This window comes from Fortiea contorta PCC 7126, assembly GCF_000332295.1.
In the GTDB taxonomy this organism is placed as follows: domain Bacteria; phylum Cyanobacteriota; class Cyanobacteriia; order Cyanobacteriales; family Nostocaceae; genus Fortiea; species Fortiea contorta.
This window is the reverse complement of record NZ_KB235930.1, coordinates 1,774,925-1,800,784: the sequence shown is the minus strand read 5'-3', so window position 1 is coordinate 1,800,784 and position 25,860 is coordinate 1,774,925. Positions and strand designations below refer to the sequence as shown.

The 25,860-nt window shown below is 42.2% G+C and carries 24 protein-coding genes and 1 tRNA gene; 14 read left to right on the top strand and 11 right to left on the bottom strand.

Going from position 1 to position 25,860, the window contains the following annotated elements; genetic code table 11:
* Positions 1 to 23 precede the first annotated feature (23 nt).
* Positions 24 to 134, top strand: coding sequence for a photosystem I protein PsaX (gene psaX, locus MIC7126_RS0108565; protein ID WP_017652729.1), 111 nt, complete (start codon positions 24 to 26; stop codon positions 132 to 134).
* 20 nt (positions 135 to 154) lie between these two features.
* Here the strand turns inward: psaX and MIC7126_RS0108560 are convergent, their stop codons facing one another.
* Entirely contained in the window at positions 155 to 1,021 is an 867-nt protein-coding gene (locus MIC7126_RS0108560) for a branched-chain amino acid ABC transporter permease (protein ID WP_017652728.1), read from the bottom strand.
* Positions 1,022 to 1,203: 182 nt separating this feature from the next.
* Here MIC7126_RS0108560 and hrmK point away from each other — a divergent pair, with 182 nt between their 5' ends.
* From hrmK to MIC7126_RS0108545, 3 genes are all read left to right on the top strand, one after another.
* Positions 1,204 to 3,045 (top strand): hybrid histidine kinase/response regulator HrmK, encoded by a 1,842-nt coding sequence (hrmK, locus tag MIC7126_RS0108555; protein ID WP_017652727.1) that lies wholly within the window; start codon positions 1,204 to 1,206, stop codon positions 3,043 to 3,045.
* Positions 3,046 to 3,119: 74 nt separating this feature from the next.
* A complete protein-coding gene (larE, locus tag MIC7126_RS0108550; RefSeq protein ID WP_017652726.1) occupies positions 3,120 to 3,947 on the top strand; it encodes an ATP-dependent sacrificial sulfur transferase LarE in 828 nt (275 codons plus the stop codon).
* A 536-nt stretch (positions 3,948 to 4,483) separates the two neighbouring features.
* The gene (locus tag MIC7126_RS0108545; RefSeq protein WP_017652725.1) at positions 4,484 to 5,365 is read left to right on the top strand and encodes a 2OG-Fe(II) oxygenase family protein; all 882 of its coding nucleotides are present in this window, start codon (positions 4,484 to 4,486) and stop codon (positions 5,363 to 5,365) included.
* On the opposite strand, the gene MIC7126_RS0108540 is transcribed toward MIC7126_RS0108545, so the two are convergent.
* On the bottom strand, positions 5,362 to 6,429 hold the full coding sequence (locus MIC7126_RS0108540; protein ID WP_017652724.1) for an SGNH/GDSL hydrolase family protein: 1,068 nt from the start codon (positions 6,427 to 6,429) through the stop codon (positions 5,362 to 5,364). The two genes, MIC7126_RS0108545 and MIC7126_RS0108540, sit on opposite strands and share 4 nt — an antisense overlap.
* A gap of 419 nt (positions 6,430 to 6,848) precedes the next feature.
* Here MIC7126_RS0108540 and MIC7126_RS0108535 point away from each other — a divergent pair, with 419 nt between their 5' ends.
* Positions 6,849 to 7,061, top strand: a complete 213-nt coding sequence (locus MIC7126_RS0108535) for a hypothetical protein (protein ID WP_017652723.1) — start codon at positions 6,849 to 6,851, stop codon at positions 7,059 to 7,061.
* A 31-nt stretch (positions 7,062 to 7,092) separates the two neighbouring features.
* Here MIC7126_RS0108535 and MIC7126_RS0108530 read toward each other — a convergent pair whose 3' ends face one another.
* Positions 7,093 to 7,980: a DNA-methyltransferase gene (locus MIC7126_RS0108530; RefSeq protein WP_017652722.1), complete on the bottom strand. Its 888-nt coding sequence runs from the start codon at positions 7,978 to 7,980 to the stop codon at positions 7,093 to 7,095.
* Positions 7,981 to 8,397: 417 nt separating this feature from the next.
* On the opposite strand from MIC7126_RS0108530, the gene MIC7126_RS0108520 reads away from it, so the two are divergent.
* The gene (locus MIC7126_RS0108520) at positions 8,398 to 9,273 is read left to right on the top strand and encodes a DUF4351 domain-containing protein (protein WP_017652720.1); all 876 of its coding nucleotides are present in this window, start codon (positions 8,398 to 8,400) and stop codon (positions 9,271 to 9,273) included.
* Between the two features lie 146 nt (positions 9,274 to 9,419).
* Here the strand turns inward: MIC7126_RS0108520 and MIC7126_RS0108515 are convergent, their stop codons facing one another.
* Positions 9,420 to 10,799 carry an MlaD family protein gene (locus MIC7126_RS0108515; RefSeq protein WP_040630076.1) on the bottom strand — a complete coding sequence of 460 codons (1,380 nt, stop codon included), beginning with the start codon at positions 10,797 to 10,799 and terminating at the stop codon, positions 9,420 to 9,422.
* Positions 10,800 to 10,874: 75 nt separating this feature from the next.
* Positions 10,875 to 11,657: an ABC transporter ATP-binding protein gene (locus tag MIC7126_RS0108510; protein WP_017652718.1), complete on the bottom strand. Its 783-nt coding sequence runs from the start codon at positions 11,655 to 11,657 to the stop codon at positions 10,875 to 10,877.
* Positions 11,658 to 11,719: 62 nt separating this feature from the next.
* Here MIC7126_RS0108510 and MIC7126_RS0108505 point away from each other — a divergent pair, with 62 nt between their 5' ends.
* Positions 11,720 to 13,270 (top strand): phytoene desaturase family protein, encoded by a 1,551-nt coding sequence (locus MIC7126_RS0108505; RefSeq protein WP_017652717.1) that lies wholly within the window; start codon positions 11,720 to 11,722, stop codon positions 13,268 to 13,270.
* A 101-nt stretch (positions 13,271 to 13,371) separates the two neighbouring features.
* A tRNA-Ser gene (locus tag MIC7126_RS0108500) sits at positions 13,372 to 13,456 on the top strand.
* Positions 13,457 to 13,554: 98 nt separating this feature from the next.
* Here the strand turns inward: MIC7126_RS0108500 and MIC7126_RS0108495 are convergent.
* Positions 13,555 to 13,932, bottom strand: coding sequence for a hypothetical protein (locus MIC7126_RS0108495; RefSeq protein WP_017652716.1), 378 nt, complete (start codon positions 13,930 to 13,932; stop codon positions 13,555 to 13,557).
* Positions 13,933 to 14,061: 129 nt separating this feature from the next.
* Here MIC7126_RS0108495 and MIC7126_RS0108490 point away from each other — a divergent pair, with 129 nt between their 5' ends.
* Together MIC7126_RS0108490 and MIC7126_RS0108485 are read left to right on the top strand one after the other, a co-directional pair.
* Positions 14,062 to 14,259: a hypothetical protein gene (locus tag MIC7126_RS0108490; RefSeq protein WP_017652715.1), complete on the top strand. Its 198-nt coding sequence runs from the start codon at positions 14,062 to 14,064 to the stop codon at positions 14,257 to 14,259.
* Between the two features lie 238 nt (positions 14,260 to 14,497).
* Positions 14,498 to 14,692 carry a hypothetical protein gene (locus MIC7126_RS0108485; protein WP_017652714.1) on the top strand — a complete coding sequence of 65 codons (195 nt, stop codon included), beginning with the start codon at positions 14,498 to 14,500 and terminating at the stop codon, positions 14,690 to 14,692.
* Between the two features lie 48 nt (positions 14,693 to 14,740).
* Here the strand turns inward: MIC7126_RS0108485 and MIC7126_RS0108480 are convergent, their stop codons facing one another.
* Positions 14,741 to 15,364 carry a DUF3038 domain-containing protein gene (locus MIC7126_RS0108480; protein ID WP_017652713.1) on the bottom strand — a complete coding sequence of 208 codons (624 nt, stop codon included), beginning with the start codon at positions 15,362 to 15,364 and terminating at the stop codon, positions 14,741 to 14,743.
* Positions 15,365 to 15,782: 418 nt separating this feature from the next.
* On the opposite strand from MIC7126_RS0108480, the gene MIC7126_RS0108475 reads away from it, so the two are divergent.
* From MIC7126_RS0108475 to MIC7126_RS0108465, 3 genes are read left to right on the top strand one after another with little or no spacing between them, the layout of a single operon-like run.
* Positions 15,783 to 16,301 carry an adenine phosphoribosyltransferase gene (locus MIC7126_RS0108475; RefSeq protein ID WP_017652712.1) on the top strand — a complete coding sequence of 173 codons (519 nt, stop codon included), beginning with the start codon at positions 15,783 to 15,785 and terminating at the stop codon, positions 16,299 to 16,301.
* Between the two features lie 59 nt (positions 16,302 to 16,360).
* Positions 16,361 to 17,407 carry an ABC transporter permease gene (locus MIC7126_RS0108470; protein WP_026100115.1) on the top strand — a complete coding sequence of 349 codons (1,047 nt, stop codon included), beginning with the start codon at positions 16,361 to 16,363 and terminating at the stop codon, positions 17,405 to 17,407.
* A gap of 40 nt (positions 17,408 to 17,447) precedes the next feature.
* Positions 17,448 to 17,729 (top strand): hypothetical protein, encoded by a 282-nt coding sequence (locus tag MIC7126_RS0108465; protein ID WP_017652710.1) that lies wholly within the window; start codon positions 17,448 to 17,450, stop codon positions 17,727 to 17,729.
* Positions 17,730 to 17,956: 227 nt separating this feature from the next.
* Here the strand turns inward: MIC7126_RS0108465 and MIC7126_RS0108460 are convergent, their stop codons facing one another.
* The 4 genes from MIC7126_RS0108460 to MIC7126_RS0108440 form a co-directional block, all read right to left on the bottom strand.
* The gene (locus tag MIC7126_RS0108460) at positions 17,957 to 18,808 is read right to left on the bottom strand and encodes a DUF4231 domain-containing protein (protein ID WP_017652709.1); all 852 of its coding nucleotides are present in this window, start codon (positions 18,806 to 18,808) and stop codon (positions 17,957 to 17,959) included.
* Positions 18,809 to 19,086: 278 nt separating this feature from the next.
* A complete protein-coding gene (purF, locus tag MIC7126_RS0108455; protein WP_017652708.1) occupies positions 19,087 to 20,586 on the bottom strand; it encodes an amidophosphoribosyltransferase in 1,500 nt (499 codons plus the stop codon).
* Between the two features lie 139 nt (positions 20,587 to 20,725).
* Positions 20,726 to 23,098, bottom strand: a complete 2,373-nt coding sequence (gene purL / locus MIC7126_RS0108450) for a phosphoribosylformylglycinamidine synthase subunit PurL (protein ID WP_017652707.1) — start codon at positions 23,096 to 23,098, stop codon at positions 20,726 to 20,728.
* A 782-nt stretch (positions 23,099 to 23,880) separates the two neighbouring features.
* Entirely contained in the window at positions 23,881 to 24,366 is a 486-nt protein-coding gene (locus tag MIC7126_RS0108440; RefSeq protein ID WP_017652705.1) for an allophycocyanin subunit alpha-B, read from the bottom strand.
* A gap of 125 nt (positions 24,367 to 24,491) precedes the next feature.
* Here MIC7126_RS0108440 and rlmD point away from each other — a divergent pair, with 125 nt between their 5' ends.
* The gene (gene rlmD / locus MIC7126_RS0108435) at positions 24,492 to 25,856 is read left to right on the top strand and encodes a 23S rRNA (uracil(1939)-C(5))-methyltransferase RlmD (RefSeq protein ID WP_017652704.1); all 1,365 of its coding nucleotides are present in this window, start codon (positions 24,492 to 24,494) and stop codon (positions 25,854 to 25,856) included.
* Positions 25,857 to 25,860: the final 4 nt, after the last annotated feature.

The following is a 25,860-nucleotide window of genomic DNA, read 5'->3' as shown; positions in this document are numbered from 1 at the left end:
CTTGATTTTTAGGAGAACAGCTGATGACTGCTAAAACAAATAAACCAAACTATAGTTTCCGTACTGGTTGGGCACTGCTTCTGTTAGCTATCAACTTCCTGGTAGCTGCTTACTATTTCCATATCATTGAATAGTTAAGACTCCGGGGTGCTGCTCAGATTGTGCCTTTGAATAAACCTTTGGGACGAATGAGCAGCACCAAAATCATGATTAGCAGGGCTACACCTTGTTTGTATTGAGTTCCCAACAGAGGCGTGCTGACTTCTTGGGCGATACCGATGATAAAAGCTGCAGTGATCGCACCGTAGGGGTTGCCAATACCGCCTAAAATCACAGAGGCAAATAGTGGTAATATCAAAAACCAGCCCATATTCGGTCGTACAGCGGTAATTAAACCGTACATACTGCCACCCAGAGATGTCAGTGTACCAGCAATTAACCAAGTCCAAAAAATTACTTGGTCAACATTAATTCCAGAAACCCTGGCTAAGTCTAAATCATCAGCAACGGCGCGCATGGCTTTGCCTATTTTGGTATTTTGCAGTAGGTAGTGTAGTCCCAAAATTGCCACTACCGCCAATCCCAACACGAGTAATTGATTTTGCTGCACTTTTAAACCGAAAATGTCCAAAGCCGGGGAAATCGGCAAATCGTAATTTTGGTTTTTACCACCCCAAATCAAAATAATCCCGTTGCGAAGAAATAAGGCTAGCCCGATGGAAATAATAATTAGTGTCGTCGAATGAGCACGGATAGAGCGCATTCTTGACCAGAGCAATTTTTCTGAAAGCAGCATCGCTGCTACCGTTCCTACCATAGCTAAGATCATTGACAGCCAAATATTTACACCTAGGGTATTTACTAACAGTGTCAAATAGGCTCCCAAAGTGAGAAAGTCACCGTGGGCAAAATTAGATAACCGTAAAATTCCATAGGTGAGGGTGAGTCCGACTGCTGCTAAAGCAATAATGCTCCCGACAGCAATTCCGTTGATCATTAATTGAGCAATTTGTATATCCATCATGTGCAGTAGCTGTAATTAAATCCTGAGTTAGTGATTTTATTCAATGGGTTTTGAGATCCTCGTCACATTCGACACCATAAGTTATGCTGTATATATAAAAGACGTTTGTGCGCTAATATACACGAAATCTTGTTCGCACTTTTGTGCGAAGCTAAATTTGTTCAGCGGTCTAGTTGACCATGCAGCAGTATTCAAGCTTACCAAAACAGCACTCACAGATAGAAACAACGCCAACACTTTTGAAAACCATCCAGCAACTTCGCGCCGAGTTGTGGCTGGAAAGCAGCTTGAACCAGTTGCAAAGTCACCTCAATGATTGCGTCCTTTCTGCTAGTAAAACTGTGCCACAGCCAGGAGTCGTGCAAGCAGAAATTTTTCAAATCTTGGTCAATGATATCAACAGTGCTTTGAAGAATAGTCATGTGGCGATCGCTCTTTTTGAGCCACACGAAACTGTTGGCAAAGTCTGTTATATTTCTACTGCTTCATCCCGACGATCGCAAAGCCCACTCTTGGAACTGATAGACAAAGAAGGAAAAAAGCGGCGCTGGCGATCGCAAGATTCCATAGAACTTCAAGTTTTACAGGATCTAGAACAGCAAAAACCGCCCGGCGCTTGGCAATTAACTTATGATTCTGGCGAAGTTGTTGGTTGGATCATGATCTCCACACCATCTTTGAGCGCAGATAGAGATTTATTTCCAGGCGCCACAGCTAAGTTCAGAGTGCAATTGCTAACACGGGCTGTCTCGCAGTGTACTGTGGCTTTGACGCAACTCAGACAAATACAATATTTACAACAAAAGTCGCAACAGTTAAGTCACTCTAATCTAGAATTAGAGCGCACCAATCAACTCAAAAACCAATTTTTGGCAAACACCAGCCACGAAATCCGCACCCCATTAAGTTCGATTATTGGTTTCACCCACCTGCTGTTAGCCCAAGGCTACGATCCCAGCAAAGAACGTCATCAAGAATATTTAAATATTATTCAATCTAGCGGTAAGCATTTGCTAGCGCTAATCAACGATATTTTGGATCTATCGAAAATTGAAGCTAATCAGCTAGAAGTGCAATGGGAGACGGTGAATTTACCAGTGCTATGTCGCAATGTGTTGACGCTGGTGAAAGAGAAAGCTGCGAGTAAGGGTCTGAAATTGCTTTTAGACATAGATCCTAATGTCACAACTCTTGTGGCTGATCCCCTGCGAATCAAGCAAATGTTATTGAATTTGCTATTTAACGCCCTCAAGTTTACCAACCAAGGAACAGTAGGCTTGAAGGTTGTGACTAAAGGTTTATTTGTGCATTTTACAGTTTGGGATACTGGCACTGGCATTTCCCATGAAGACCAGCATAAACTGTTTCAACCTTATTTCCAAGTTACTAACAGCGCCACCAGTCGGGAAGAGGGAACTGGTTTAGGGTTAGTGGTGACTCGCAAATTGGCAGAGGTTCACGGTGGTTGCTTGCAGGTAGAATCGGAAGTTCAACACGGCTCCAGCTTCACAATCATACTGCCGTTAACGCCTATGGGTGAACCGTGGCTAACAGAAGATGGTGGGGAAGAACGGGGTGAAACATGTTCTCTATTCTGTTTACCGACTGATTCTGCGAGTTTGAACTCTGGTGAAAAAATTTTATTAGTGGAAGATGATTTACCTAATGCGGAGTTGATCAAAATTTATTTAGGTAAGTTGGGTTATCAGGTGACTTGGGTAAATAGTGCCACCAAGATGTGGGAATTACTTAAACAACTCAATCCCACCGTAATTTTAATGGATGTGAACTTGCCTGATGGCAATGGTTTGAATTTAGTGCGACAACTGCGAGAAGATGGGCAGTATCGGATGATACCAATAATTGCTCAAACAGCAATGGCGATGAAAGGCGATCGCGAAATCTGTCTAGCTGCTGGTGTTGATGACTATATTTCCAAACCGATTGATTTATCACTTTTAGCAACTCTAGTGGCAAAATACAGCCAGCGTCCAAAATCAACGGCAGAAACTGAGTCTTGACAAATAACAAATAACAAATGACTACAATAAGATTTGTTGGGTGCTATGGAGTTTTCATAAGACTCTAAAAAATGATGCTGACAGAAAAACTTGAGCAACTAAAAGCTTTATTTAGAGAAATGGAACAGGCGCTGATTGCCTATTCTGGAGGTGTTGATAGTACTTTGGTTGCCAAGATTGCTTATGATGTGTTGGGCGATCGCGCTTTGGCTGTGACTGCTGTTTCTCCTTCTTTGTTACCAGAAGAACTGGAAGATGCCAAAATTCAAGCAGTCACTATCGGGATTCCCCATAAAATTGTCCACACCCATGAGATGGACAATCCCAATTACACTTCCAATCCGGTGAATCGCTGCTATTTCTGCAAAAGCGAATTACACGATACTCTCAAACCTTTGGCTTTAGAGTTGGGTTATCCCTATGTTGTTGATGGAGTGAATGCAGACGACTTGCACGATTATCGCCCAGGAATTCAAGCGGCTAAGGAAAGAGGGGCGCGATCGCCTCTAGCCGAAGCTGGTGTGACTAAACTAGAAGTCCGTCAACTTTCGCAACAATTCGGTTTACCTTGGTGGGATAAACCCGCTCAACCTTGTTTAAGCTCTCGCTTTCCCTACGGTGAAGAGATTACAATTTCTAAGTTACAGCGTGTCGGTAGGGCAGAAATTTATCTGCGAAAGCTGGGTTGGCAAAATTTGCGTGTGCGCTCTGAAGGGGATACCGCACGAATTGAATTGTCACCAGAACACATCAAGGAGTTTGTGTTGGTTACGGATTTGCAGAAAGTAGTTTCCGCTTTTCAGGAATTTGGGTTTATCTATGTCACGCTGGATTTAGAAGGTTATCGCAGTGGGAAGTTAAATCAAGTTTTAAACCGGGAACCGTTGAAAGTTAAAGCATAGGTTTTGTTGGCTTGTGACACGCATTAACTAAAGGTTTTGTCAAGACTCATTTTGATGCGTTTTATTTGTATCTGAAAGATAATAACAATTGTCTTAAATCCCAGAAGAAATGTGAATTTTTTCTGGGATTTAAGTATTTATCTAAATATATTGTCATAAAAAATACTAAAACTACTTTCCAAATACGTATATTGAAGCATATTCTAAAAATCAAACACTGAAAAATTAAATATCTAAAAATAAATCATAAAAACCTAAAAATCTGTTGAATTTTTCTGTATTTAGATAAATTATGCTAACGCATACAAGGTGCTAAGTTATACTGGCTAAATTAACGATGGCGTTACACAGATAGTTGAAAGCGGCGGAGCATTCCTCACGCTAAAGAGATATCTGCCGTATTTTCTTCAGAATCAATTCTACGTGCTTGTGCTGATGTATGTCGAAAATGCAGTCATTTAAGACTTGAACTTTACGGAAAACGCTAGGCATTTGGCGTTAGTCACAGTTAGTTGAGAATTACCAAAGGAACATATATGCTAACCCAAGAAAAAATTCGCCGAATACCTAATAAGATTAAGAGAATGTTGATGCGATTTCCTTTATTTGAAATTGCATCAAAGCAGATTTATGAAAGAAATCTTGAAAACCACGCTAATTATCTACCAATAATTTCTCCGGAAGACTCAACTTTGGTGAAATCTTTGCATCAGGAAGGAGTTTGTATTTCCTCTTTACAAACACTGAACATCACCTCTACACCTCTAATGCTTGCTAGCAGCGAAAAGCTGGTAACAACGTTACTAACGCTTCCAAACAACGGCAAGCATGTAATTAATATACCTTTAGTTAAATTGATGGAGTATCCAGAAATTTTTTTATGGGGTGTGGAAGAAAAATTACTAAATGTGATTGAAAATTATATTGGTCTGCCAATACTTTATCATGGTGTAGAGTTTCGGAGGGAAATTGCTAATGGAGAACATTTAGATGTCAGACAATGGCATATAGATGTGGAAGATTATCGGATGCTCAAAATCATAGTCTATCTGAATGATGTGAGTTTAAATGGTGGTCCGTTTGAATACATTTCAAAAAATATAACCGTATCATCACGTCAAGCTCTTCAATATAGGTCTGGTTTCGTCTCAGATGAACGGATGAAAGCTGTTGTACCTACATTAAATTGGCAACCTTGTACTGGCCGTTCTGGTACAGCAGTTTTTACTGACACGTGCAATGTTTTTCACCGCGCCAAGCCGCCTATAGACACTGACAGATTTTCAATCACTTTTTCATACACTTCTACACTACCGATCAAAATTTATGGCCAAGGTACATTACCTAAAGATGAGTTCTTAAAAATTTCCAGCAGACTATCCCAACGCCAAAGTAATTGTATTACAGTACACAGTTAATTTTCACGCTGAGAAAGTTTGAATTCTACCTGCTGGATCACAGATCGCCAAACATCATAACCTTCCGCTGACAAATGTATACCGTCTGTGGTTAAATCAAAACGCAAGTTACCTTCAAAGTCTGTAAACCAATTATAGATATCTAAATAATTTGCTTTTTCTTGTTTGGCAATTTGTGCTAATTGGGCGTTGAGATAGCGAATTCGTTGGTTGGGAATTTTTTCGAGGCGAGTCGGCAAAATTGATTGAACAACTATTTCCGCTTTGGGATGAGTTTTGCGTAAACTGTGAATAATTTGGCGATGATTATACAAAATTATGTTATCGCCCAATCCTTTGCGTAAGTCGTTAACTCCTGCCATGATGTAAATCACATCTGGTCGCGTATGGGAAAATGCTCCCAATCTTTTTAAAATTCCCCCGGAAGTATCGCCAGAAATTCCCTGATTTAGCCACAATTTGCCAGCAGGTAGTTTTTTATGGGGAAACCACAAGCTTAAAGAATCACCTACTAGAATATTCAGGCGATTTGCACCTTGTTCTTGAGCGATCGCCTTGGCTTCTAAAGCTAATAAACCTTTCCAGTCTTCATAGGTTAACTGATGTTTTTTCCCTGATTCCCATAAAGATTGCAAGCTGTTTTCATCCAGGTATTTATGACTCTGGCCAGTTTTCAAATACACTAACCTTTGTTGATAAAGTTGACTACCAGATGTCAAGGTGCGGCTTGATCTGGAAAAACTGGGGTTAAATGATGATTGTGTCGGCGCTGGTAATTCTTGATGACTAAGTGGTAAGGGGGTATCAAGACTGGGAATCAAGCGGGCTTCCCTCGATGTGGGGCGCACATCTGCACTCAGTTGCAAACCGCGATCGCTCAATTGTGGTGAGGAGATGTTAATACTGGGGATTGTCTTTTCACTCGGTGTTAACTGCGAATTTTGTGGCACATCCCAGTGAATTCTGGGATTTCCCGACAGAAAAATCGACATCTGTGGTAAGGCCGATGCTGGTATTGCCAATCCTGTTAACAAACTTGCTGCCAACAGATACGGATCCCTCATCGTTTTACTTCTCCTCTATTCATTACAATTACCTATGACATCTGTGATTAACTCAATTCAGGACAATTTTATTTGAACTAAGTTATTATTCTGATTTACAGTGTCTGAATCTGTAAAGCAGACTTAAGGTACTAAAGAAAGCTGATTTAGCTTCTTTTAGCAGAAAATCTTTCTTTAGTAATAGAAAATTGTGTAATAAACATTACCTAAAATTTGCGTGCGTACAGATGTTTATGAGTGAAATCTCTGTTATTTACATAATTTACTGATGATTTTGCACAAGCAGAGAATCATCTGTGTTATTAGAGTTTAGTATTTTTGCTGAGACGCATAAATATATGTACTAGCAGTTTAAATTCTGTCCCAGAGTTATATGGGAGAAGTAGGTGGAAAGTGCTAAGATTTAGGCTAAGTCATTAATGTTTCCCTATTGTTTTGTGGCTAGAGCTAGTACAGCGATCGGCGTCAGTCCAATTATTAAGGAGATTGTGCAAAAACAGGCACATTCCACCCGTTTAACCCTAAAAGAAGTGATTCTCATGGGGATGCTAGCGATTGACAAGCTAGATGATCAAAGTCGTCAAGAGCTAGCAGATGAGGTGCATAAAATGCAAGTAAATGGAGAGATTTGATTTATTAACTACCAGTGATTTGTAGTTTTTACTAATTACTAAAACGATATTGACTTCCTTTGACATATTCTTCGTTAATCTCAAAAGATATCCATTGACGTTGCCAAGTTTGGGCAACAAACCCAGTTGTGTTAGAACCTGCGAATGGGTCTAATACTATATCACCTTCATCAGTCAAAAATTTAATAAAAAATTCTGCAAACCCTTGCGGAAAACGTGCTGGATGAGGCTTAATTTCTGCTGCTTTACAATTTCGCAAATAAATGCTGTTTGATTCCGTATTGGCAATTTCTAATAAATTTGGTGGAATTGCCCCTTGATTATCTTTTTGGAATTTATCAGAAATATCATGGCCACTAGGGCGGATTTTTGCTTTATAGCCATTTTTGAGTAGTTGCTGCATACTCTGGCTATAGGGTTTTAACACTTTTCTATTATCTGCTTTTGGATTTGGTGTTTTTGATAGCCACCAAACCACATTTACTGAGTCTTTAACACGAATGCGTCTAATTGTTACCCACTCGGCGGGGGTTGGCAGTCGAGCGGGGTTGTAGTGATAAAATTCTTGAGCGAGATAAAAGCCGACTTCTCTACAGAGTCTGACTAAAAGCTCATATTGGTAAATGCTGCGGATAGGATTTCCAGGAAGATAAGCACCACCTAAATCTAATATGAATGAGCCGTCATCGGTGAGGACTCTTTTAAATTCGTCAGCGAAGGGTAGAAACCATTCTATATATTTTTCGGCGCTTTGGTTGCCGTATTCTTTTTTGCGGGTGAGTGCAAATGGAGGTGAGGTGAGAATGAGATTAATGGTGTTGTCTTGGATGGATTTGATCAGTTCTAGGCTATCACCTAAGTATATTGCTCCGTTATTTTGGGTGTAATAGGGCGTTGGATGTATTTGTTGTGGGTTCAAGAGTTATGTAATTATTTTGGCTTTGTATTCAGAATTTTTATTTTAACGCGGAGGAATACGGAGGAAAGCGCAGAGTAACGCTAAGGATTTCATGGCTGTATTGAATTCGGGCGGGTGTTCGTTGAATTCGGGCGAGCGTTTCTTGAATTCGGGCGGGTGTTTCTTGAATTCGGGCGAGCGTTTCTTGATTTCGGGCGGGCGTTTCTTGAATTCGGGCGAGCGTTTCTTGAATTCGGGCGAGCGTTTCTTGAATTCGGGCGAGCGTTTCTTGAATTCGGGCGATCGCTTGCTACAACCGCGCTGATTATTTATACACTTTTAGGAGAGCGATCGCCCAAGTGCAAAAACTGATGTAAGCAATTTGCCCACCATCTAGGAGATAATAACAAAGCCTGATGAGATTTTTGTTGCTCAAAAATGTCCTTTGATAACTTGTGCAAGCTACTATCGGAAAAACATCCTACTACCTTTGCCAGTTGGGTACTAGGAACACCCCAAAAAAGCGTCACAGTCCTCAAAACCGAATTGAGTATTGAACCGATTCGCGCCGATTACGTCACATTCCTACAACTAGAAGGACGTATTCTCCATCTGGAATTTCAAACCAAACTCGAATCGACACCACCTCTACCGTTGCGGATGCTCGATTATTGGGTGAGGTTGTATCGGTTGTATCGTCTACCAATCACGCAAGTCGTTGTCTTATTGCTTCCACCAGCACCAGAAACAGTCATTGAAACCGCTTTTATAGTTGAAAATACTCGTCACGAATATCGTGTGATTTGCATGTGGGAGGAAAATCCTCAACTGTTCCTCAACGACGAGGCTTTGTTACCACTGGCACCCCTAACAGCAACCACCCAACCTCAAGTTTTATTGCAGCAAGTTGTGGGACGAGTCAATCAAATACAGCCACAACAACGAGCGCAAATTTCTGCTTACACCCAAATCTTAGCGGGATTAAAATACAAAAAGGACTTGATTCGACAATTATTTCGGGAGGGTATGATGCGCGAGTCAGTAATTTATCAAGAAATTCTCAAAGAAGGAGAACAAATAGGAGAACAACGAGGACGACTTGAGGGAGAACAACGAGGACGACAAGAAGGACGGCAAGAAGGAGAGCGATCGCTCATTCTCCGACTGTTAAATCGCCGTGTGGGAGAATTACCTCCACAGGTACGTGAGCGGATTGAAATTCTTTCTCTTGAACAATTAGAAAATCTTGGAGAAGCATTGTTAGATTTTCAGGCAATTACAGATTTAGAAGCCTGGTTGAGTACATTAGAATAACTTATTCTTTATACACTTTTAGGCGATGTCTGACGAAAACCGAGTCGGGGTCTACGCTTGCTGATTCTAGTTATGTTACAGACAATGGCGATGCTTTCTCATTAATTCCCAATCGCTTCTAAAGTCGCTTGTAAAATTGTCAAGAGTTATTGTTGTTGTTTTTGCTCTTGCTCGTATTTCCGCAGTTGTTTTAATAAGCGTTCTTGGGATGATATATTATTCTCATGAGTATCTAACTCAGCACTTTTGAAGGCTGCTGGTGCGGGGTTAATCTCTAGGGTGTCTGTGTCTGGTTTATTGAGGGATGCTTGAAGCGAGTCTAAAGTTGCAGCAACTTGTACGCTCTGCTGCATCTGCTCTGTAGAAGACACTAAATTACTTAAGCCATTTACCAGTTGTCGCAGATTTTTACGGAAAGCAGGGTCGCCTGTTAATTCATCTAGATCTGAGGTGATTTTTTGGGTATTTTCAAATGTTACCCTGGCTGAGTCTAGAGTTTGTTGTAACAAGACGCGGTTTTTAGGATCATTTAAGTTTTGGGAAGCGTCGCGTAAGTTAGCTGATGCTTGTGCGGCGTTTGCAGAGAGTGTTTCTAAGTTGTTGAGTAATTCTCCTTGACTCAAGCGGTTGACGGCTGGTGATAAACTATTAACTGTAACTAAAAGTTTGTCGCTGACTTGGGTGATGTTATTGAGAGCGCTCACCAGTGAAGAACGATTGGTGATGACGAGGTTATCAAGATCGTTTAACAAGCGGCTGGCTTGATTCGCGGTGATGCTAAACTGTTTAGCTGTGGAGCCGAGTTGATCTGCAGTTTTAGAGGTGGAAACAGTAAGTTGATTTGTGGCGCGTTGGATTGAATTAGCAGTGTCGGAAAAAGTTCCTAGTTGTCTTTGAGCACTTTTAGATAAACCCCGCAAATCTTGACTCAGATCGGCTACACTTGCAGCGGCTAAGGAAGCGTTTTCTAATAGTCGATTGAGGTTTTGATAAAATTTCGGATTGTTATATACTGTGGCTAGTTCTGTAGAACTGCGGATCAGTCGATCAACACTAATACCAATTTGACCTTTCAACCGAGAGCCATTACAAACAATATACTGGCGATCGCACTTTTTATCTAGCGGTTTAGCAATCGTCACTCCGCTTGGTAAGGCGCTCTTGGGGATAATATCAATAATACTTTCGCTAATCAGTCCGCTTTGGTTGGCTTCTACCAACACGTCTTGGGGAATTAATAAATCAGGTTGGGATATTTCCAGTTCCACATCAATGGCATTTGGCCCTGGTCGAATCGCAGAAATGTTTCCTACTTTTACCCCACGATATCTAACTGGTGAGCCTTTTTGCATCCCACCAGCGTTAGCAAATTCTACAATTAATTTATAGGAACTGCGACTAGTACTGAATCTATTTAACCACAATAATATCGCTCCAAATACCCCCATTCCCAGCAAGATTAATAATCCTACCGAGCCTTCTCTTAAAATTCGTGTAGACATGAAGCGGTTTGTTAAACCTCGCATCTGTTCCCTCCACCCAACAATTATGCCTAAGTTGTGATTCTGTGCGTTGAGTACAGTTATTTCCATTTAGATGAATTAACCAGCTACTTGAATCGGTCCCTCCACACTCCCACTCATGAATTGTCTAATTAATGGATGGTCTGTGCTGTCGATTTCATTAACTGTACCTTGCCACTGCACCTTACCTTGATAAAGAAATACAAGTCTATCGGTTGTACGATGAATGGTACTATCTTGATGAGTCACAATTGCGTAAGTACTACAGACTCCTTGGGCTTGCTGCAAATTGCGAATCAAGTCCTCGATCACAGTTGAGGCGATGGGGTCAAGTCCGGCTGTTGGTTCATCGTATAGTAAAATTTCTGTATCGTCATTAGGGCTATCAGGATTAGACATGATTGCACGGGCGAAGCTGACCCGTTTTCGCATTCCTCCCGAAAGTTCTGCTGGGTAGAGATGATCTATCCCTGACAAACCTACCATGTCCAATTTTTCTTTGACTAATTCTCGAATCCGCGATCGCGTTATCTGAGAATTCTGATACAGTAGAAACCCCACATTTTCTTCTACTGTCAACGAATCAAATAACGCTGCTTGCTGAAATACCATCCCAATCCCTACCGGATCAGCGCCATCCTCTATTAAATTATCTCGCTTCACTCCTTGTACATAAACTTCGCCAGTATCGGGAGTCATTAATCCCGCAATCACTCGTAAAATTGTTGATTTTCCCGTCCCGGAAGGGCCAATAATTCCTAATGCATCTCCTCGGTAAATTGTCAAGTTTACATTATCTAAAACTTTATTACTACCAAAGGATTTAGAAACGCCTTTTAATTCGATTAGTGGTTCTGTCATTGGTCAAGGGTCAAGAATCAAAATAAGTTACGCTGGACTTTGGACTTACTCTGGACGAGCCAATGCGACAAACATGCACTCATAGTGATGTCATAGTAATTGGTGGTGGAATTGGCGGGTTGTGTGCATCTGGGTTACTTGCTCGTTATGGCAAGCGGGTAATAGTATGTGAAAGTCACACAATTTTGGGCGGTGCTGCTCATAGCTTTAAACGGCGAGGGTTTGAATTTGATTCTGGCCCTTCTTTTTATTGTGGTTTGACTGGTAGTGAGAGCTTAAATCCGCTTAAACAAGTTTTGGATGTGCTCGGTGAATCCATTCAAGTTATACCCTATGATCCTTTGGGACATTATCACTTTCCGGAAACCACTTTTGCAGTTTATCGCCATATTGATCGTTATCAGCAAGAAGTCGAGAAAATTACGCCTCAAGGTGCAAAAGAACTGCAACAGTTTCAGGAACGCTTGTTAAAACTTTATGAAGCCATGAAAGATATTCCCACTTTGGTGTTGCGGGAAGATTGGCAGATTATCCCTACGTTACTGAGATATTATCTCCCATCCTTGGTAAAAATGTTGCCTCATTTATCAATTGTCCAAGCCTCTGTGGGTAGTGTGATGGATGCAACAATTAAAGATCCTTGGGTGCGGAGATTGATAGATTTGGAATGTTTTCTACTCTCAGGTTTAAAAGCACACGGGACAATAGCGCCAGAGATAGCTTTTATGTTGGGTGAACGTTCTCGGATGGGGGTGGAATATCCGTTGGGTGGTAGTGGAGCAATAGTTAAGGCTTTGGCGCGGGGGTTAGAACGGTGGGGTGGTGAGTTGCGGACAGGATGTCACGTTGAGCAGATTTTAGTAGAATCTGGAAAGGTTGTGGGTGTGCGTCTTCCCCAAGGTGAGACGATGAAAGCGCCCATCGTGATTTCTAACGCTTCGATTTGGGATACTTACAATCACCTGCTCAGTGTTGAAGATTTACCAAAAGCTTACCGCCAAGCTGCGCTAGATACTCCCATGGTGGAAAGCTTTATGCATTTACACTTAGGTATCCGGGCTACAGGTTTGGAGAATTTAACTGGACATCATGTGGTATTTCACGATTCTCGCCAAGATATTACCACACCGGGAAATACCTGCATGATTTCTATTCCTAGTGTGTGGGATGCAAGTTTAGCGCCAGAGGGACATCATGTGATTCATGCTTATACTTTAGAACCCTATGCTGGATGGGAAAGGAATGAGGGTTATGAACACAAGAAACATCAAAAAGCTCAATCTTTATATCGTGCCTTAGAGAAGATTATACCTGATATTCGCGATCGCATTGTCGTAGAACTGATCGGCACACCTCTAACTCACGCCTATTATTTACGCAGATATCATGGCACATATGGCCCAGCGATGTCTGACGACAAGCCGCTCCGCGTCTACGCAGCTGGTAAAGCCATGTTTCCTGGACACACCACCCCCATTCAGGGATTGTATCGCGTCGGGGATAGCACTACGCCCGGAATCGGTGTACCAGCGGTGGCTGCTTCGGCGATTTTGTGCGCTAATACCTTAGTCAGCCCCCAGCAGACAGCTGAGTTGTTGAGCAAAATTAATTAAGGTCACAAAAGAGCGATCGCTTTTGATGAACTACAATGTTATAATCCCAAAGGGGATGCAATGGCGTTTCCCCAAAACCAACAAATAATAGCTAAATATCTGGAGAGGTGTCCGAGTGGTTGATGGTGACGCACTCGAAATGCGTTTTGGGGAAACCCAACGGGGGTTCAAATCCCCCCCTCTCCGTTTCTCTCGTATTTAATACGGTTGAGCTAAACCTAAAATTTTTCATGGAGACGAAGCAAAAGCAACGTCTCCACTGGCTGAAAATTTTGATATTGAAATTAAACGTTCAGTAAATCAATCGCCTGTTCCAGCATCCATTTAGCACGATACAAAGCAAATAGCTTTTCTTGGTCATACCTGCAGGGATGACTCAGCCGTTGACCTTCTAATGTTGCTTTTAACATAGCAGTTTGTTCTGAGGTAGGTTGACCCATCTGGTCGATAGCTTCGCTAATCGCTTGCGTTAATTCCCATCTAGGTTTTCTCAAACCCTTACCTTCAACCATCTGTCTAATAGCCATTCTTGGGAATGCGAGGACAGGAGTAATATAATCTGCTTTGGTGCTACCACGTCCTATCGGCTTGAGTCCGTAACGACGACATAAGTTACCTAATTCCTCAATAGTCTTGATTTCGAGTTCTGACCTTGTGAACATAAAATAGAGTTACCTCTTGATAAAAGTGGTATCGGTGATGTATTAGTTTTCCAGACACATAGCATCACCGATTTTAAACTCTATCTATTTGTTCACATATAGTTCAAGCTATATTTACAACTCTCAACAATGCCTAACCCGAAGGGAAACCCAGAAAATCTACAACCGCTTAAGTCGGATAGAGAAGAACCACTAACACAAAACCTCAATTTTCGAGTCACTGAGAAGATGAAAGAGGAAGTACAGCAACAAGAAAATCCTCCTGAATTCTGTAGAGAAGCTATTCAGGAAGCATTAAATAAACAGAAAAAAAGTAGCCGCGATTAAACAATAGTCTGCTTGAGTGCTACCACGTCCTATTGGCTTGAGTCCGTAACGACGACATAAGTTACTTAGTTCTTCAATAGTCTTGATTTCGAGTTCTGACCTTGTGAACATAAAATAGGATTGTTCATTCTCAAAAAGTGGACATTGGTAGGCAGAGACTTTCCACGGTAAATGCCTACCAACAAATACTCTATTCGCTCGGTCACTAGCGTTTAAACCGTTTTTATATTTCTTAACAATGCCTAACCCCAAAGGTAATCCAGAAAGCATAGAGCAGCATAAATTTAAATCTGACAGAGATGAGTCATTAACTGAAAGAATGAATCTACGTATCACCAAAGGAATGAAAGAAGAATTATTGACGAAAGATAATCCTCCTGAATTTTGTAGAGAAGCGATTCAGGAGAAGCTAGACAGGGATAAACAAAAGTAACCCAGAATGACGAATGGCAAATAACAAATTTAAAAAATTAAATATTCATTACACTTCACCATCAAAAAGACTAATCCAAAATCGCTGCATTCCCGCCGTACCAGTACAAAATAATAATTGTCCTAACAGATTGATAGCAAGTTCATCTAATTGTTCATCTGTATTAAATGCTAATGCGCCAGAGCGTCGTGCGCTCATTCTGCTGCGAAAGTGAGTTCTAAAACGCTCTAAATAATTAGATAGTCGCAGATTTTGTTCTAGTGGAATTTGCTTGTCATACATTTGCTGATAAATCATTAACATTTGACGAATTACAACTGTCAAACGGCGTGCTATGTAAGAAGCAATCACTACCAAAGCTTTGGCTTCTAAAATAGTTAAAGGACGACGCACATGTGCTCTGCGCAATGGATTAGAGCTACGCATACGCCATAAATTCACTCGATTTTTAACAATTACTTTTAAGTCTAATTCTTCAGCAAAAGCCAGGATAGCTTCCGAACCCCCAAGCTCTAAAGCTTCAATCGCCAATAAAATTAGATCAATTTGCAACCGGGTTCTTCGGGGACAGCCTTGTTCCTCAGTTGCCGGATCTGGTAAAGTGTCCAAAATCATCGGTAGTGACTGAGTGGTGGGACTGTTGAATTGCGTTAAACTCGCGGAGACGTTCATTCTATAAAATACCTTGTGCGCTTCCAACAGACTAAGTAGAACTAATTTAAGATAGGTAACCAAACAAGAAAATTAGACTTGTGGCAGTAATAGTACTGCCTGATATATACATCACTTACTTGTTCTACTCAAAGGTTTCCGTATACTGAAATCAAAGTTTTTAATACATAAGTTTATTTGCTTGATTTTAGGAGTGCGATCCCGTCTATAGCTTGGGTGAGATTTTTATAATCGTCAATGCATAACGAAACATAGCTGCTGACCCCCAGCGTATGACATTATAGTGTACGATTTTTCAGGTATGTGGAATTGGGGGTTGAGAATAAGAGGCATAGGCGATAAAAACAGTTTTCCCTGATACCTACTTCTCAATACCTAATACCCACCACCTCATACCCAATCCCTATGAACTAATTTTATGGATTTAAAGTCTCTAATTCGTGACATCCCAGATTTTCCGAAACCGGGAATTTTATTTCGGGATATTACTACCCTACTGCGAGATCCTGAAGGATTGCGGTACACAATTGACTTTTTTTCCCAAAAGTGCATTGATAATGGACTGAGAGCTGATTATGTGGTGGGGATGGAGTCGCGGGGGTTCATTTTTGGCGCTCCTCTGGCTTATAAATTAGGCGCAGGCTTTATTCCCGCTCGCAAGAAAGGTAAATTACCAGGAGCAGTCCACTCGATTGAATACGCACTAGAGTATGGTACGGATTCTCTGGAAGTGCATCAAGATGCATTACACCCAGGTAGCAAAGTTTTGATTGTGGACGATTTGATTGCTACTGGGGGGACAGCGAGTGCTACGGCCAAGTTGGTGCAGATGATAGGCTGTGAATTGGTGGGATTTGGGTTTATTATCGAGCTACGGGATTTACAAGGGCGTCAACATCTACCAGATGTACCCATTATTTCGTTGATTGAATATTAGTTATGAGTCATTGGTCATTAGTAACTGACAAATGACCAATGACAAAGGACAAAGAACCTATGACTTCTACAAAAATTTCCTGGGAGACATTTTGGGACTGGCTGATGAGGCTAGTTACAAGTGACACTTTTGTTTATGTGGTAAAGCGGCTATTACAGGCGCTGTTGACTTTGTTTTTGGCCTCAGCACTGTCGTTTTTCATTATTCAATTGGCTCCAGGAGATTATGTAGATACACTGAGACAAAATCCGAAAATTTCTCCAGAAAGAATAGCAGAAATTAAGCAGCAGTTTGGTTTAGATAAGTCTTGGCCTGAGCAATTTTGGCTGTGGTTGGGGCGAATTATTACCAAGGGTGATTTTGGCACGAGTTTTGTTTACCAACGTTCGGTAGCGTCGCTGTTATGGGAAAGGATTCCCGCAACATTATTGTTAGCGATCGCTTCTTTAATTGTGACATGGGCGATCGCTATTCCTTTAGGAATTATTGCTGCTGTTAAACAAAATCAGCTAATTGACCGCATTTTACAGGTTATTAGCTACGCTGGACAGGGTTTCCCTAGCTTCATCACGGCCCTAGCATTGTTAGTCTTGGCTCAAATTACCTCACCCCTGTTTCCTGTGGGGAGTATGACTAGTGTCAATCATGCAGAATTGTCATGGTTTGGCAGAATTCTCGATGTGGCTTGGCACATGATATTACCAACAATCGCACTCTCAATTACCAGTTTTGCAGGTTTGCAACGCATCACTCGCGGCGAATTGTTGGATGTTCTGCGTCAAGATTACATCCAAACGGCTCGCGCCAAAGGATTACCCGAAAACCGGGTAATATACGTTCATGCTCTCCGCAACGCCATCAATCCCTTGATTACTTTATTGGGTTTTGAGTTAGCTAGTCTCCTAAACGGTGCATTTATTGCTGAATTTTTCTTTAATTGGCCTGGTTTAGGAAGATTAACTTTACAAGCTCTCCAAGCCCAAGATTTATATTTATTAATGGCTAGTTTAGTGATGGGTGCAGTTTTATTGATTGTCGGTAATTTAATCGCTGATTTAATGCTGAAAATTGCTGACCCACGCATTCGGTTAGCAAATCTGAATTAGTCAAGGGTGAAAATTTATTCCCTTTAACTCTCCATTTCCTATGGTATCTGAAGTTTATTACTTAGTGCGCTCTAAATCTGATGGTCGTTATTTAACCGCTCGTCCCCATGCTGAAGCATCTGGTTATCTCTTGCTGTTTCAGGAAAACTTTGATGCTTTGAGTTATCTTAATACCCACGCTGCAGAGGTAGCAAATCGTTTTGCGATAGAGTCAATTTCTAGTACCCAAATATCAAGTTTGCTGAAACGTTGGGGTTTTATTGGTGTAGGAATCGTGACTGACCCTTTATTACCGAAAATTGATTTTTTACAGCACAATTAATTTTATCCGTAATTTTGTGAATTTATTTTAAGTCATGAATACTAATTTTAATTACAGATTTTTCTATACAATATCGATTATAAAACGTTTTTATCAGCAATACAATTTTTGGTTGTAGAGACGCAACACTGCTACGTCTCTACATGACGTGATGAATATTAAATGGTATCAGTCAGAAAATCATATTCTGAAGCAGAATACCATTAGTTTTAGCATTGCTAGCTTTATTATGATTTTGAATCTGGAGATGCTTCAGCTTCTTTTTTCTCTGGCTGAGATTCGTTCGTTTGTTGCACTTGCTGTAGATGAATATTATTCACCTGTACAATGAAGTATTCTAGTGCTTGATTAATTCTTTGTTGTTGTTGAACTTCGTCAGACACGTCATAACAACGATAGGGTGGAGTCACTCCCAAGATAAATTTTTCCTGTTCAGCTTCCAGCAATTCTACTGCGGTATTAGCAGCTACCCAATTCTTTTGAAAAGGAAAAGAAGTAACAATACTAGCAACGATAGACGCTAGCGCTGGACAGATTACAGGGAGCCATTTTAACCAAGCTTGTCCTGCTTCTAATTTATCGACCAAAACTAAAATTGGTGTTACACCCGATAAAACTACAGTGGAAATTTGCAAAACGTAATAGACATTCCTCGATATATCACGAGTTTTTCGATAGTCGTTGATTAAGTCTTGGCAATATTGTAGAGCTTTTCCTCTGGCTGGGGTGAGTGCGTTTTTAGCCGCCGAGTTATTATCACTCAACAGGTAGCTAAAAAGTTCAGCTTTTTTATTGAGTTGTGATTGGTTAAAGGAGTTCTGAGAATCTTGAAATGCTTGTCTGTTAACGAGAAACAAAAAAATGGCGACAGTGAGAGCAATGGCCCCACCAACGACAGCTTGTTGATTATCAGAATAAACAAGAATCACAATCCCCGCAGAGAAAAAGGCTGCTAGTAATAAATACTCAAACAACTTCAAGGTAAATAACGTTTTTTGTTCTGATGCAATAGAGGTATTGTCAATAGGTGTTACCTTCCGGTTTGTTTGATCAAAGTTAGTTACTTCTGAAGTAGTCATTAGTCTTGTGTCAATTTGTTACCGTGTAAAGATTAACATTAAGTACTTACACGCTGCCGAATTTTGTATCAATAAATATGTTTTTGTAACAAATTGTTAGAAATGTTTCTGTTTTCATTAACAATGTGTCTTACTGATGTTTGTAGTCGGGACTTTAGTTTTCTGTTTTTGAGCGCTGACTACAAATTGATGAAAATAAATGTGGTAAGCTGCTAGCCTACGCACGAAATATCGATATAGTTGGCGAGGACGTATTATTGCACCCTCGCCTCAAATGTCTATACTACCGCCTTTTCTAAAATCAACTTAGAGCGCTTCACCTGCTCCGGAATGGGAACGGGGTAATCGCCAGTAAAGCAAGCGGAACAAAAATTATTGGTGTCTTCTCTGGTTGCTTCTAACATCCCTTCCCAACTGAGATAAGCGAGGGTGTCTACCTGTAATTGTTGAGCAATTTCTGCAACTGACTTAGTTGCTGCAATCAGTTGATCTTGGGTATCAGTGTCAATACCATAGAAACAAGGGTGTGTGACTGGCGGTGAAGAAATTCGCATATGTACTTCAACAGCACCTGCGTCACGTAAGCTTTTCACCAGTTTTCGGCTGGTTGTCCCTCTCACAATCGAGTCATCGACGATAATGACTCGTTTTCCTCGCAGCACATCTTTGAGGGGATTGAGTTTCATGCGGATACCATACTCGCGCATGGTTTGGGTGGGCTGAATAAAGGTGCGTCCAACGTAACGATTTTTAATTAGCCCCTCTGCATAGGGAATAGCAGAAGTCTGTGAAAAGCCAATAGCTGCAGGTATACCAGAATCTGGTACACCAAAAACCATATCAGCGTCAACAGTTGACTCTGTTGCTAGTCGCCGTCCTAACCGCATCCGATAACTATACAAGCTTTCGTTGTGCACGATGCTATCAGGACGAGCAAAGTAAATCATCTCAAAAATGCACAGTTTCTTTTGAGGCTGTTGATTCCAGTGGAAGGAAGCCAAACCCGCTTCCGTAATCCAAACTAATTCTCCTGGTTCTACATCCCGCAGATAATCAGCGCCGATGATATCTAGACCGCAGGTTTCAGAAGCTAAGACATAGCGCTCTGGATTACCAGCCAAGGTACCAATGACTAAGGGACGAATTCCGTTGGGGTCGCGTACACCCATCACCCCCGTAGGAGTCCCAATCACTAAACTAAAAGCACCTTGACAGCGGTTAAAGGCCCGGATGCAGCCATCTAACCATTCTGCACCAGCGTTAACTTCTTGAGCGATCGCAAAAGCAATCATTTCTGAGTCGGTGGTCGTTACCAAGTTACATTTGCTCTCCAGCAATTCGGCCCGCAACTGTACAGTATTGACTAAATTTCCATTATGTGCTAAAGCTACTAAACCCAAGCGAGTTTCCACAACAGCAGGTTGAGCATTAACTTTGCGGCTGGAACCGGTGGTGGAATAGCGAGTGTGTCCTACTGCTAAGTTACCGGGCAACTCACTTAAAATTGATTCATTAAAGACTTGAGACACTAGACCCATGTCTTTGTGCAAGTGGACTTGCGTACCCTCAAAAGTGGCAATCCCCGCCGATTCTTGACCCCGGTGTTGCAGGGCGTACAATCCAAAGTATGTGAGTTTAGCAACGTCTTCTCCTGGTGCGTAGATGCCAAAAACACCGCAAGCTTCTTCTAGCTTGTCGGGACGATTCTCATGACTATTTATTAAGTTGTGAGTCTGTTCGGAGTGGTCATCCGAAGTGACAAGATTGATGGGAATCATGCTAGCTTTGCTCCTGGTGGGGGTATCAAGTCACCGGCATTGGGCGAGTGGATGGTCGCAAAATTCTTAATAAAAATTTAACCATCCATTAAAACAGTACAGTAATTCCAGCGAAGGATAAAGTATGAATTGGGAAATTTCAGCCTGGGGAATTGGGGGAATAGTTGGCTAGCCTTGTTTTAATCGCTTGAAAATAGCGATCGCTCATATCTTTAATGCTAACGTTGATTAAAGTTTGGTTATTAGTGGTGAAAACCCCCAATCCCGCCTCAGAACTAGTCACAGTACCGAGTTTCTGCCATTCTTGCCCCAGATTTTCCTGTAGGTAAGATTCCCAAATTTCTTGTTGTGCTGGGGCGACGGAAACCACAATCCGCCCACCACCTTCGCCAAAAAGCACTTCATCAAGCCTTCGTGATTGATTGTCTGATAACGCTAGGGTAATTTCCGCACCCAAGTCACCACAAATGCTAGATTCTGCTAAAGCAACAGCCAAACCACCCTCAGCGCAGTCATGGGCTGAACGTACCCAACCAGCGCCAATTCCCTGGCGACAAACTTCCTGGGCGCGCCGTTCCCAATCAAAATCTACTCGCGGCGGAATCCCAGCCACAGTACCGTGGACAGTGGCTAAATACTCAGACCCTCCTAAAGTGATGTTAGATTCAGGCAACCCCAAAAGATAAATGACATCACCCACTGCTTGCCAAGCTTGACCACAAATTTTATTGAAATCCGCAACTAAACCCACCATCCCCACCACAGGGGTAGGATAAATTGGTTGGGGATTGCCTTGAGAATCAACAGTTTCGTTATACAGAGAAACATTCCCACCAGTCACGGGCGTTGCTAACTCTCGACAACCTTCAGCCAAACCCCGACAAGCTTCGGCTAATTGCCAATAACCAATCGGTTTTTCTGGACTACCAAAATTCAGATTATCTGTCACCGCCAGAGGTTGAGCACCCACACAACTAAGATTACGCGCCGCTTCCGCCACCACCGCCTTCGCACCCTCATAGGGATCAAGGTAAACATAACGAGGATTGCAATCAACAGTAGCCGCCACTGCCAAATTGGGATTGGGGATTTGGGATTTGAGATTGGGGATTGGTTCTAGAGGACGTAAGCGCACCACAGCGGCGTCCGCACCACCGGGGAAAATGACAGTGTTGTTTTGTACTTGATGGTCATATTGACGATACACCCAATTTTTAGAAGCGATGGTGGGTGTATCCAGCAAAGTTAACAAAATATCATTCCAACTGTGCAAGTTGCCTGCAACTTCAATTCCCACAGCTGTGCAGGGAGGTAAAGCATCAACCGTCCACGCCCAAGCCTTAATTGCATACTCTGGAGGTTCTGTCAATAATTCTCGATGATACAGTGGTGTATTCTCCGCCAAAGCCTCAGCAGGAATTTGTGCAGCTACTCCACCTTGGTAAAGAATCCGCACAATCGGTTCTGCAATCACAGTTCCCGCAACCACTGCTTGCAATCCCCAACGATGGAAAATATCAATTAATTCTTGCTCTCTTCCTTTGTGAGCAACAAACAGCATTCTTTCTTGAGATTCCGACAGCAGATATTCATAGGGAACCATCTCCAATTCCCGCACCGGAATTTTATCTAAATCTAATTCAATCCCAACACCACCCTTAGCCGCCATCTCTGAGGTGGAACAAGTGATCCCCGCCGCCCCCATATCCTGTGCAGCCACAACCGCACCAGTTTTAAACGCTGCTAAACAAGCTTCGATTAGCGACTTTTCTAAAAAAGGGTCGCCCACTTGCACCGCCGGGCGGTCATCTAGCGACTTGTCACTTAATTCTGCACTGGCGAAACTCGCCCCGCCCATACCATCACGCCCAGTGGTAGAACCGACGTACAGCACCGGGTTTCCTAAGCCTGATGCTCCAGATTTGACAATCTCTGGAGTTTCCATCAATCCTAGCGCCATCACATTCACCAAAGGATTACCAGCATAAGCCGGGTCAAAATAAACTTCACCGCCCACGGTGGGAACACCAACGCAATTACCGTAATGTGCAATTCCCGCCACCACGCCTTGAAATAGCCGCTGAGTTTTGGCATCATCCAAAGAACCAAAACGCAGGGAATTTAATAAAGCAATGGGACGCGCACCCATAGTAAAAATATCTCTGAGAATCCCACCTACTCCCGTTGCTGCACCTTGAAAGGGTTCCACAGCCGAAGGGTGGTTATGGGATTCAATCTTAAACGCTAGCTGCAGTCCATCGCCCAAGTCAACCACACCCGCATTTTCCCCAGGGCCGACCAGAATGCGGGGCCCCGTTGTGGGAAACTGTTTGAGTAAAGGGCGAGAATTTTTATAGCAACAATGCTCTGACCACATCACGCCAAACATACCCAGTTCGGCTTTGTTGGGGTGACGCCCTAACCGTCGGACAATTTCTGCGTATTCTTCTGGTTTCAAACCTTCAGCAGCAATTTCTTGAGGAGAAAAAGGAGCAGGAAATGTGGCAGTCATGGAAGTAATGCACCAAGGGGACAGAGGAATATTCTATCGATTTACTGGTGCTGTAAGTGCAGTTATAGAAATGCAGATCAATGAAAGGGAACAGGGAACAGGGAACAGGGAACAGGGAGCAGGGTACAGAGAACAGGGATTAGTGAGCCGCCCCATCTCTTTATAGGTGGGGTAATTTCAGACTTCAAATTTCAGACTTCAGACTTCAGACTTCAGCCTTTAGTCAACCTCTCCATCAAATAATATTAGATAGGCTAGAGATGGTTGCGAAACTGCAATTGTAGTACAGACTACAATTCATTTAATTTTTGTGTATGTTTATCTACCTATAGAGAGAAATTACTTAGACAAATGCAGTTTAAATGTCATTATCAAGTGATAAAAATCACTACTATCCATGATTATGATCGTGACATAAAAATTGCCAAATTGGCATAATTACTCACAACTGAACTCTAGCCGAGTCATTAATAGGGAACACACTAATTGCCGACAGCCTTTGATGAAAGACTGTTGGCTTTTTGTATTTTGGTTCTTTTTCGTTCGAGAATGACAACGACAAAAAATGTCCCGTTTGGCTAATGACAAAGAAGCAATAACCAACGACTAACCATAAAATTTCCCCACAAATAGTTGGTAACTTGAGACAAAATTTGCCGCAGCCACTACCAAGTGTGGGGAGAGTATGATCAAATTGGAAATGTTATGGATGTTAAGTGCTGATGTTTGGCACTTAGGTTAGTAGACCAAAAGTCCACTACCAGCACGAGCATACATTTTTATCAAGACATAGCTTGAATGATGTAATCAAAGTAGGGTGCTGCTTCGGCTGCGTCTTCTGTGTTGAGCAAGTCAACGGAGGCTTTTTTCAAGGAATTGATAGCTTCTACCATTCCAGTGACAGGAACGCCCAATGAATTGTACATTTCCCGGACGCCAATCAAACCAATTTTTTCAATTGGTTCTTTGTCGCCAGCAAGTACACCATAAGTGATCAACCGTAAGTACCAGCCAAAATCACGGATACATAGAGAACGCTGACGCTCTCCGTAAGCATTGCCACCGGGAGAAATAAAGTCAGGGCGTTTCTGCCAAAGCTGCTTCGTTGCTTCCTGAACAATCTTTTTTTCATTTTCAGCTAGAGTGGCGGCAATCCGAGTCCTTTGGACGCCAGTTTGCAAAAAGTCTTGGATACTTTTGAGTTCGCCACTGCTGGGATAACGCAGTTCGTCATCGGCTTTGAGAATAACTTGGCTAATTACAGTCATGATTATTGCCATCAAGGGAAATATTAATTGCTAGTTTAGCGAGTCTGAGGTACACAAGTGAAGGGAAAAAGTTATTTTGGGGAATGAAGCAGGAAGAATGACAAATAACTAATGACTAATGACAAATGACTAAAATTTGGCAGCAAGGCGAATTAATTGAAGTAGCGATCGCTGATTTGAGTGATACTGGCGATGGTGTGGGACGCTATGATGAGCGCGTGGTTTTCGTCCCAGATACAGTCCCAGGCGACCGCGCCCTCATTCGCTTGCTACATGTCAAGCCTAAATATGCCCACGGACAGATGCAACAGCTATTGATACCATCACCCCATCGTCAACGCCCAAGTTGCATTGTTGCTGATAAATGTGGCGGTTGTCAGTGGCAACATATTAAATATGATTTCCAGTTAGCAGCCAAGCAAAATCAAGTTATTCAAGCTTTGGAACGTATCGGTGGTTTTGTCCAGCCAGCAGTAGATCCTGTGCTGGTGGCTGCGGACTCTATGGGATATCGCAACAAGTCCACCTACCCTATGGGCAAATCAACCGCAGGACAAGTACAAGCCGGTTACTACCAAAAAGCTAGCCACCAGTTAGTCAACTTGAATCAATGCCCAGTACAAGACGCCAGGTTAAATCCTCTCCTTGCCCAAGTCAAGCAAGATATCCAACAACAGGGTTGGCAAATTTATGACGAAACTCGTCACCAAGGACAAATTCGCCATTTGAGCTTACGGATTGGGCGACGCACCGGGGAAATGTTGTTGACTTTGGTGGTGAAAGACTGGAATTTACCAAGGATTGCACACCAAGCCGAGCAATGGTTGCAACATTATCCGCAATTGGTGGGAGTGTCATTAAATCGTAACAGCGATCGCACAAATGCGATCTTTGGCGACGAAACTCGCTCTATCGCTGGAGTTCCTTACCTTTGCGAAAAATTCGCCGGGTTGGAATTTCAAATTCGCCCAGAAACATTTTTCCAAGTTTACACTGAAACCGCAGAAGCGTTACTGCAAGTTATTGAATCAGAACTCAATCTCCAAGGACATGAGGTGCTAGTTGATGCATATTGTGGTATTGGAACTTTAACTTTGCCTTTAGCGAAACAAGCTCGACATATCACAGGTTTGGAATTACAACAATCTGCTGTTGCACAAGCAATTCTCAATGCCCAGCACAACGAAATAGATAATATTACATTCCAAGTCGGCGCAGTAGAGAAAGTTCTCCCAAATTTGGGTACTATACCAGATGTAGTATTACTTGATCCGCCACGCAAAGGATGCGATCGCACTGTGCTCGAAACCTTACGGCAATTGAAACCATCTCAAATCGTTTACGTCAGCTGTAAAGTAGCAACCCTCGCTCGTGACCTGAAATTACTTTGTCAAGATGGGCTATACACCATTAAACGGGTACAACCCGCCGATTTTTTTCCCCAAACGGCTCATGTGGAAGCTGCCGCCTTTCTTGTGCTATCACATTGATAAT

Coding starts and splice junctions, on each gene's coding strand:
- psaX (WP_017652729.1), top strand. CDS start 24: ATGACTGCTAAAACAAATAAACCAAACTATAGTTTCCGTACTGGTTGG.
- MIC7126_RS0108560 (WP_017652728.1), bottom strand. CDS start 1,021: ATGGATATACAAATTGCTCAATTAATGATCAACGGAATTGCTGTCGGG.
- hrmK (WP_017652727.1), top strand. CDS start 1,204: ATGCAGCAGTATTCAAGCTTACCAAAACAGCACTCACAGATAGAAACA.
- larE (WP_017652726.1), top strand. CDS start 3,120: ATGCTGACAGAAAAACTTGAGCAACTAAAAGCTTTATTTAGAGAAATG.
- MIC7126_RS0108545 (WP_017652725.1), top strand. CDS start 4,484: ATGCTAACCCAAGAAAAAATTCGCCGAATACCTAATAAGATTAAGAGA.
- MIC7126_RS0108540 (WP_017652724.1), bottom strand. CDS start 6,429: ATGAGGGATCCGTATCTGTTGGCAGCAAGTTTGTTAACAGGATTGGCA.
- MIC7126_RS0108535 (WP_017652723.1), top strand. CDS start 6,849: ATGTTTCCCTATTGTTTTGTGGCTAGAGCTAGTACAGCGATCGGCGTC.
- MIC7126_RS0108520 (WP_017652720.1), top strand. CDS start 8,398: ATGTCCTTTGATAACTTGTGCAAGCTACTATCGGAAAAACATCCTACT.
- MIC7126_RS0108515 (WP_040630076.1), bottom strand. CDS start 10,799: ATGCGAGGTTTAACAAACCGCTTCATGTCTACACGAATTTTAAGAGAA.
- MIC7126_RS0108510 (WP_017652718.1), bottom strand. CDS start 11,657: ATGACAGAACCACTAATCGAATTAAAAGGCGTTTCTAAATCCTTTGGT.
- MIC7126_RS0108505 (WP_017652717.1), top strand. CDS start 11,720: ATGCGACAAACATGCACTCATAGTGATGTCATAGTAATTGGTGGTGGA.
- MIC7126_RS0108495 (WP_017652716.1), bottom strand. CDS start 13,932: ATGTTCACAAGGTCAGAACTCGAAATCAAGACTATTGAGGAATTAGGT.
- MIC7126_RS0108490 (WP_017652715.1), top strand. CDS start 14,062: ATGCCTAACCCGAAGGGAAACCCAGAAAATCTACAACCGCTTAAGTCG.
- MIC7126_RS0108485 (WP_017652714.1), top strand. CDS start 14,498: ATGCCTAACCCCAAAGGTAATCCAGAAAGCATAGAGCAGCATAAATTT.
- MIC7126_RS0108480 (WP_017652713.1), bottom strand. CDS start 15,364: ATGAACGTCTCCGCGAGTTTAACGCAATTCAACAGTCCCACCACTCAG.
- MIC7126_RS0108475 (WP_017652712.1), top strand. CDS start 15,783: ATGGATTTAAAGTCTCTAATTCGTGACATCCCAGATTTTCCGAAACCG.
- MIC7126_RS0108470 (WP_026100115.1), top strand. CDS start 16,361: ATGACTTCTACAAAAATTTCCTGGGAGACATTTTGGGACTGGCTGATG.
- MIC7126_RS0108465 (WP_017652710.1), top strand. CDS start 17,448: ATGGTATCTGAAGTTTATTACTTAGTGCGCTCTAAATCTGATGGTCGT.
- MIC7126_RS0108460 (WP_017652709.1), bottom strand. CDS start 18,808: ATGACTACTTCAGAAGTAACTAACTTTGATCAAACAAACCGGAAGGTA.
- purF (WP_017652708.1), bottom strand. CDS start 20,586: ATGATTCCCATCAATCTTGTCACTTCGGATGACCACTCCGAACAGACT.
- purL (WP_017652707.1), bottom strand. CDS start 23,098: ATGACTGCCACATTTCCTGCTCCTTTTTCTCCTCAAGAAATTGCTGCT.
- MIC7126_RS0108440 (WP_017652705.1), bottom strand. CDS start 24,366: ATGACTGTAATTAGCCAAGTTATTCTCAAAGCCGATGACGAACTGCGT.
- rlmD (WP_017652704.1), top strand. CDS start 24,492: ATGACTAAAATTTGGCAGCAAGGCGAATTAATTGAAGTAGCGATCGCT.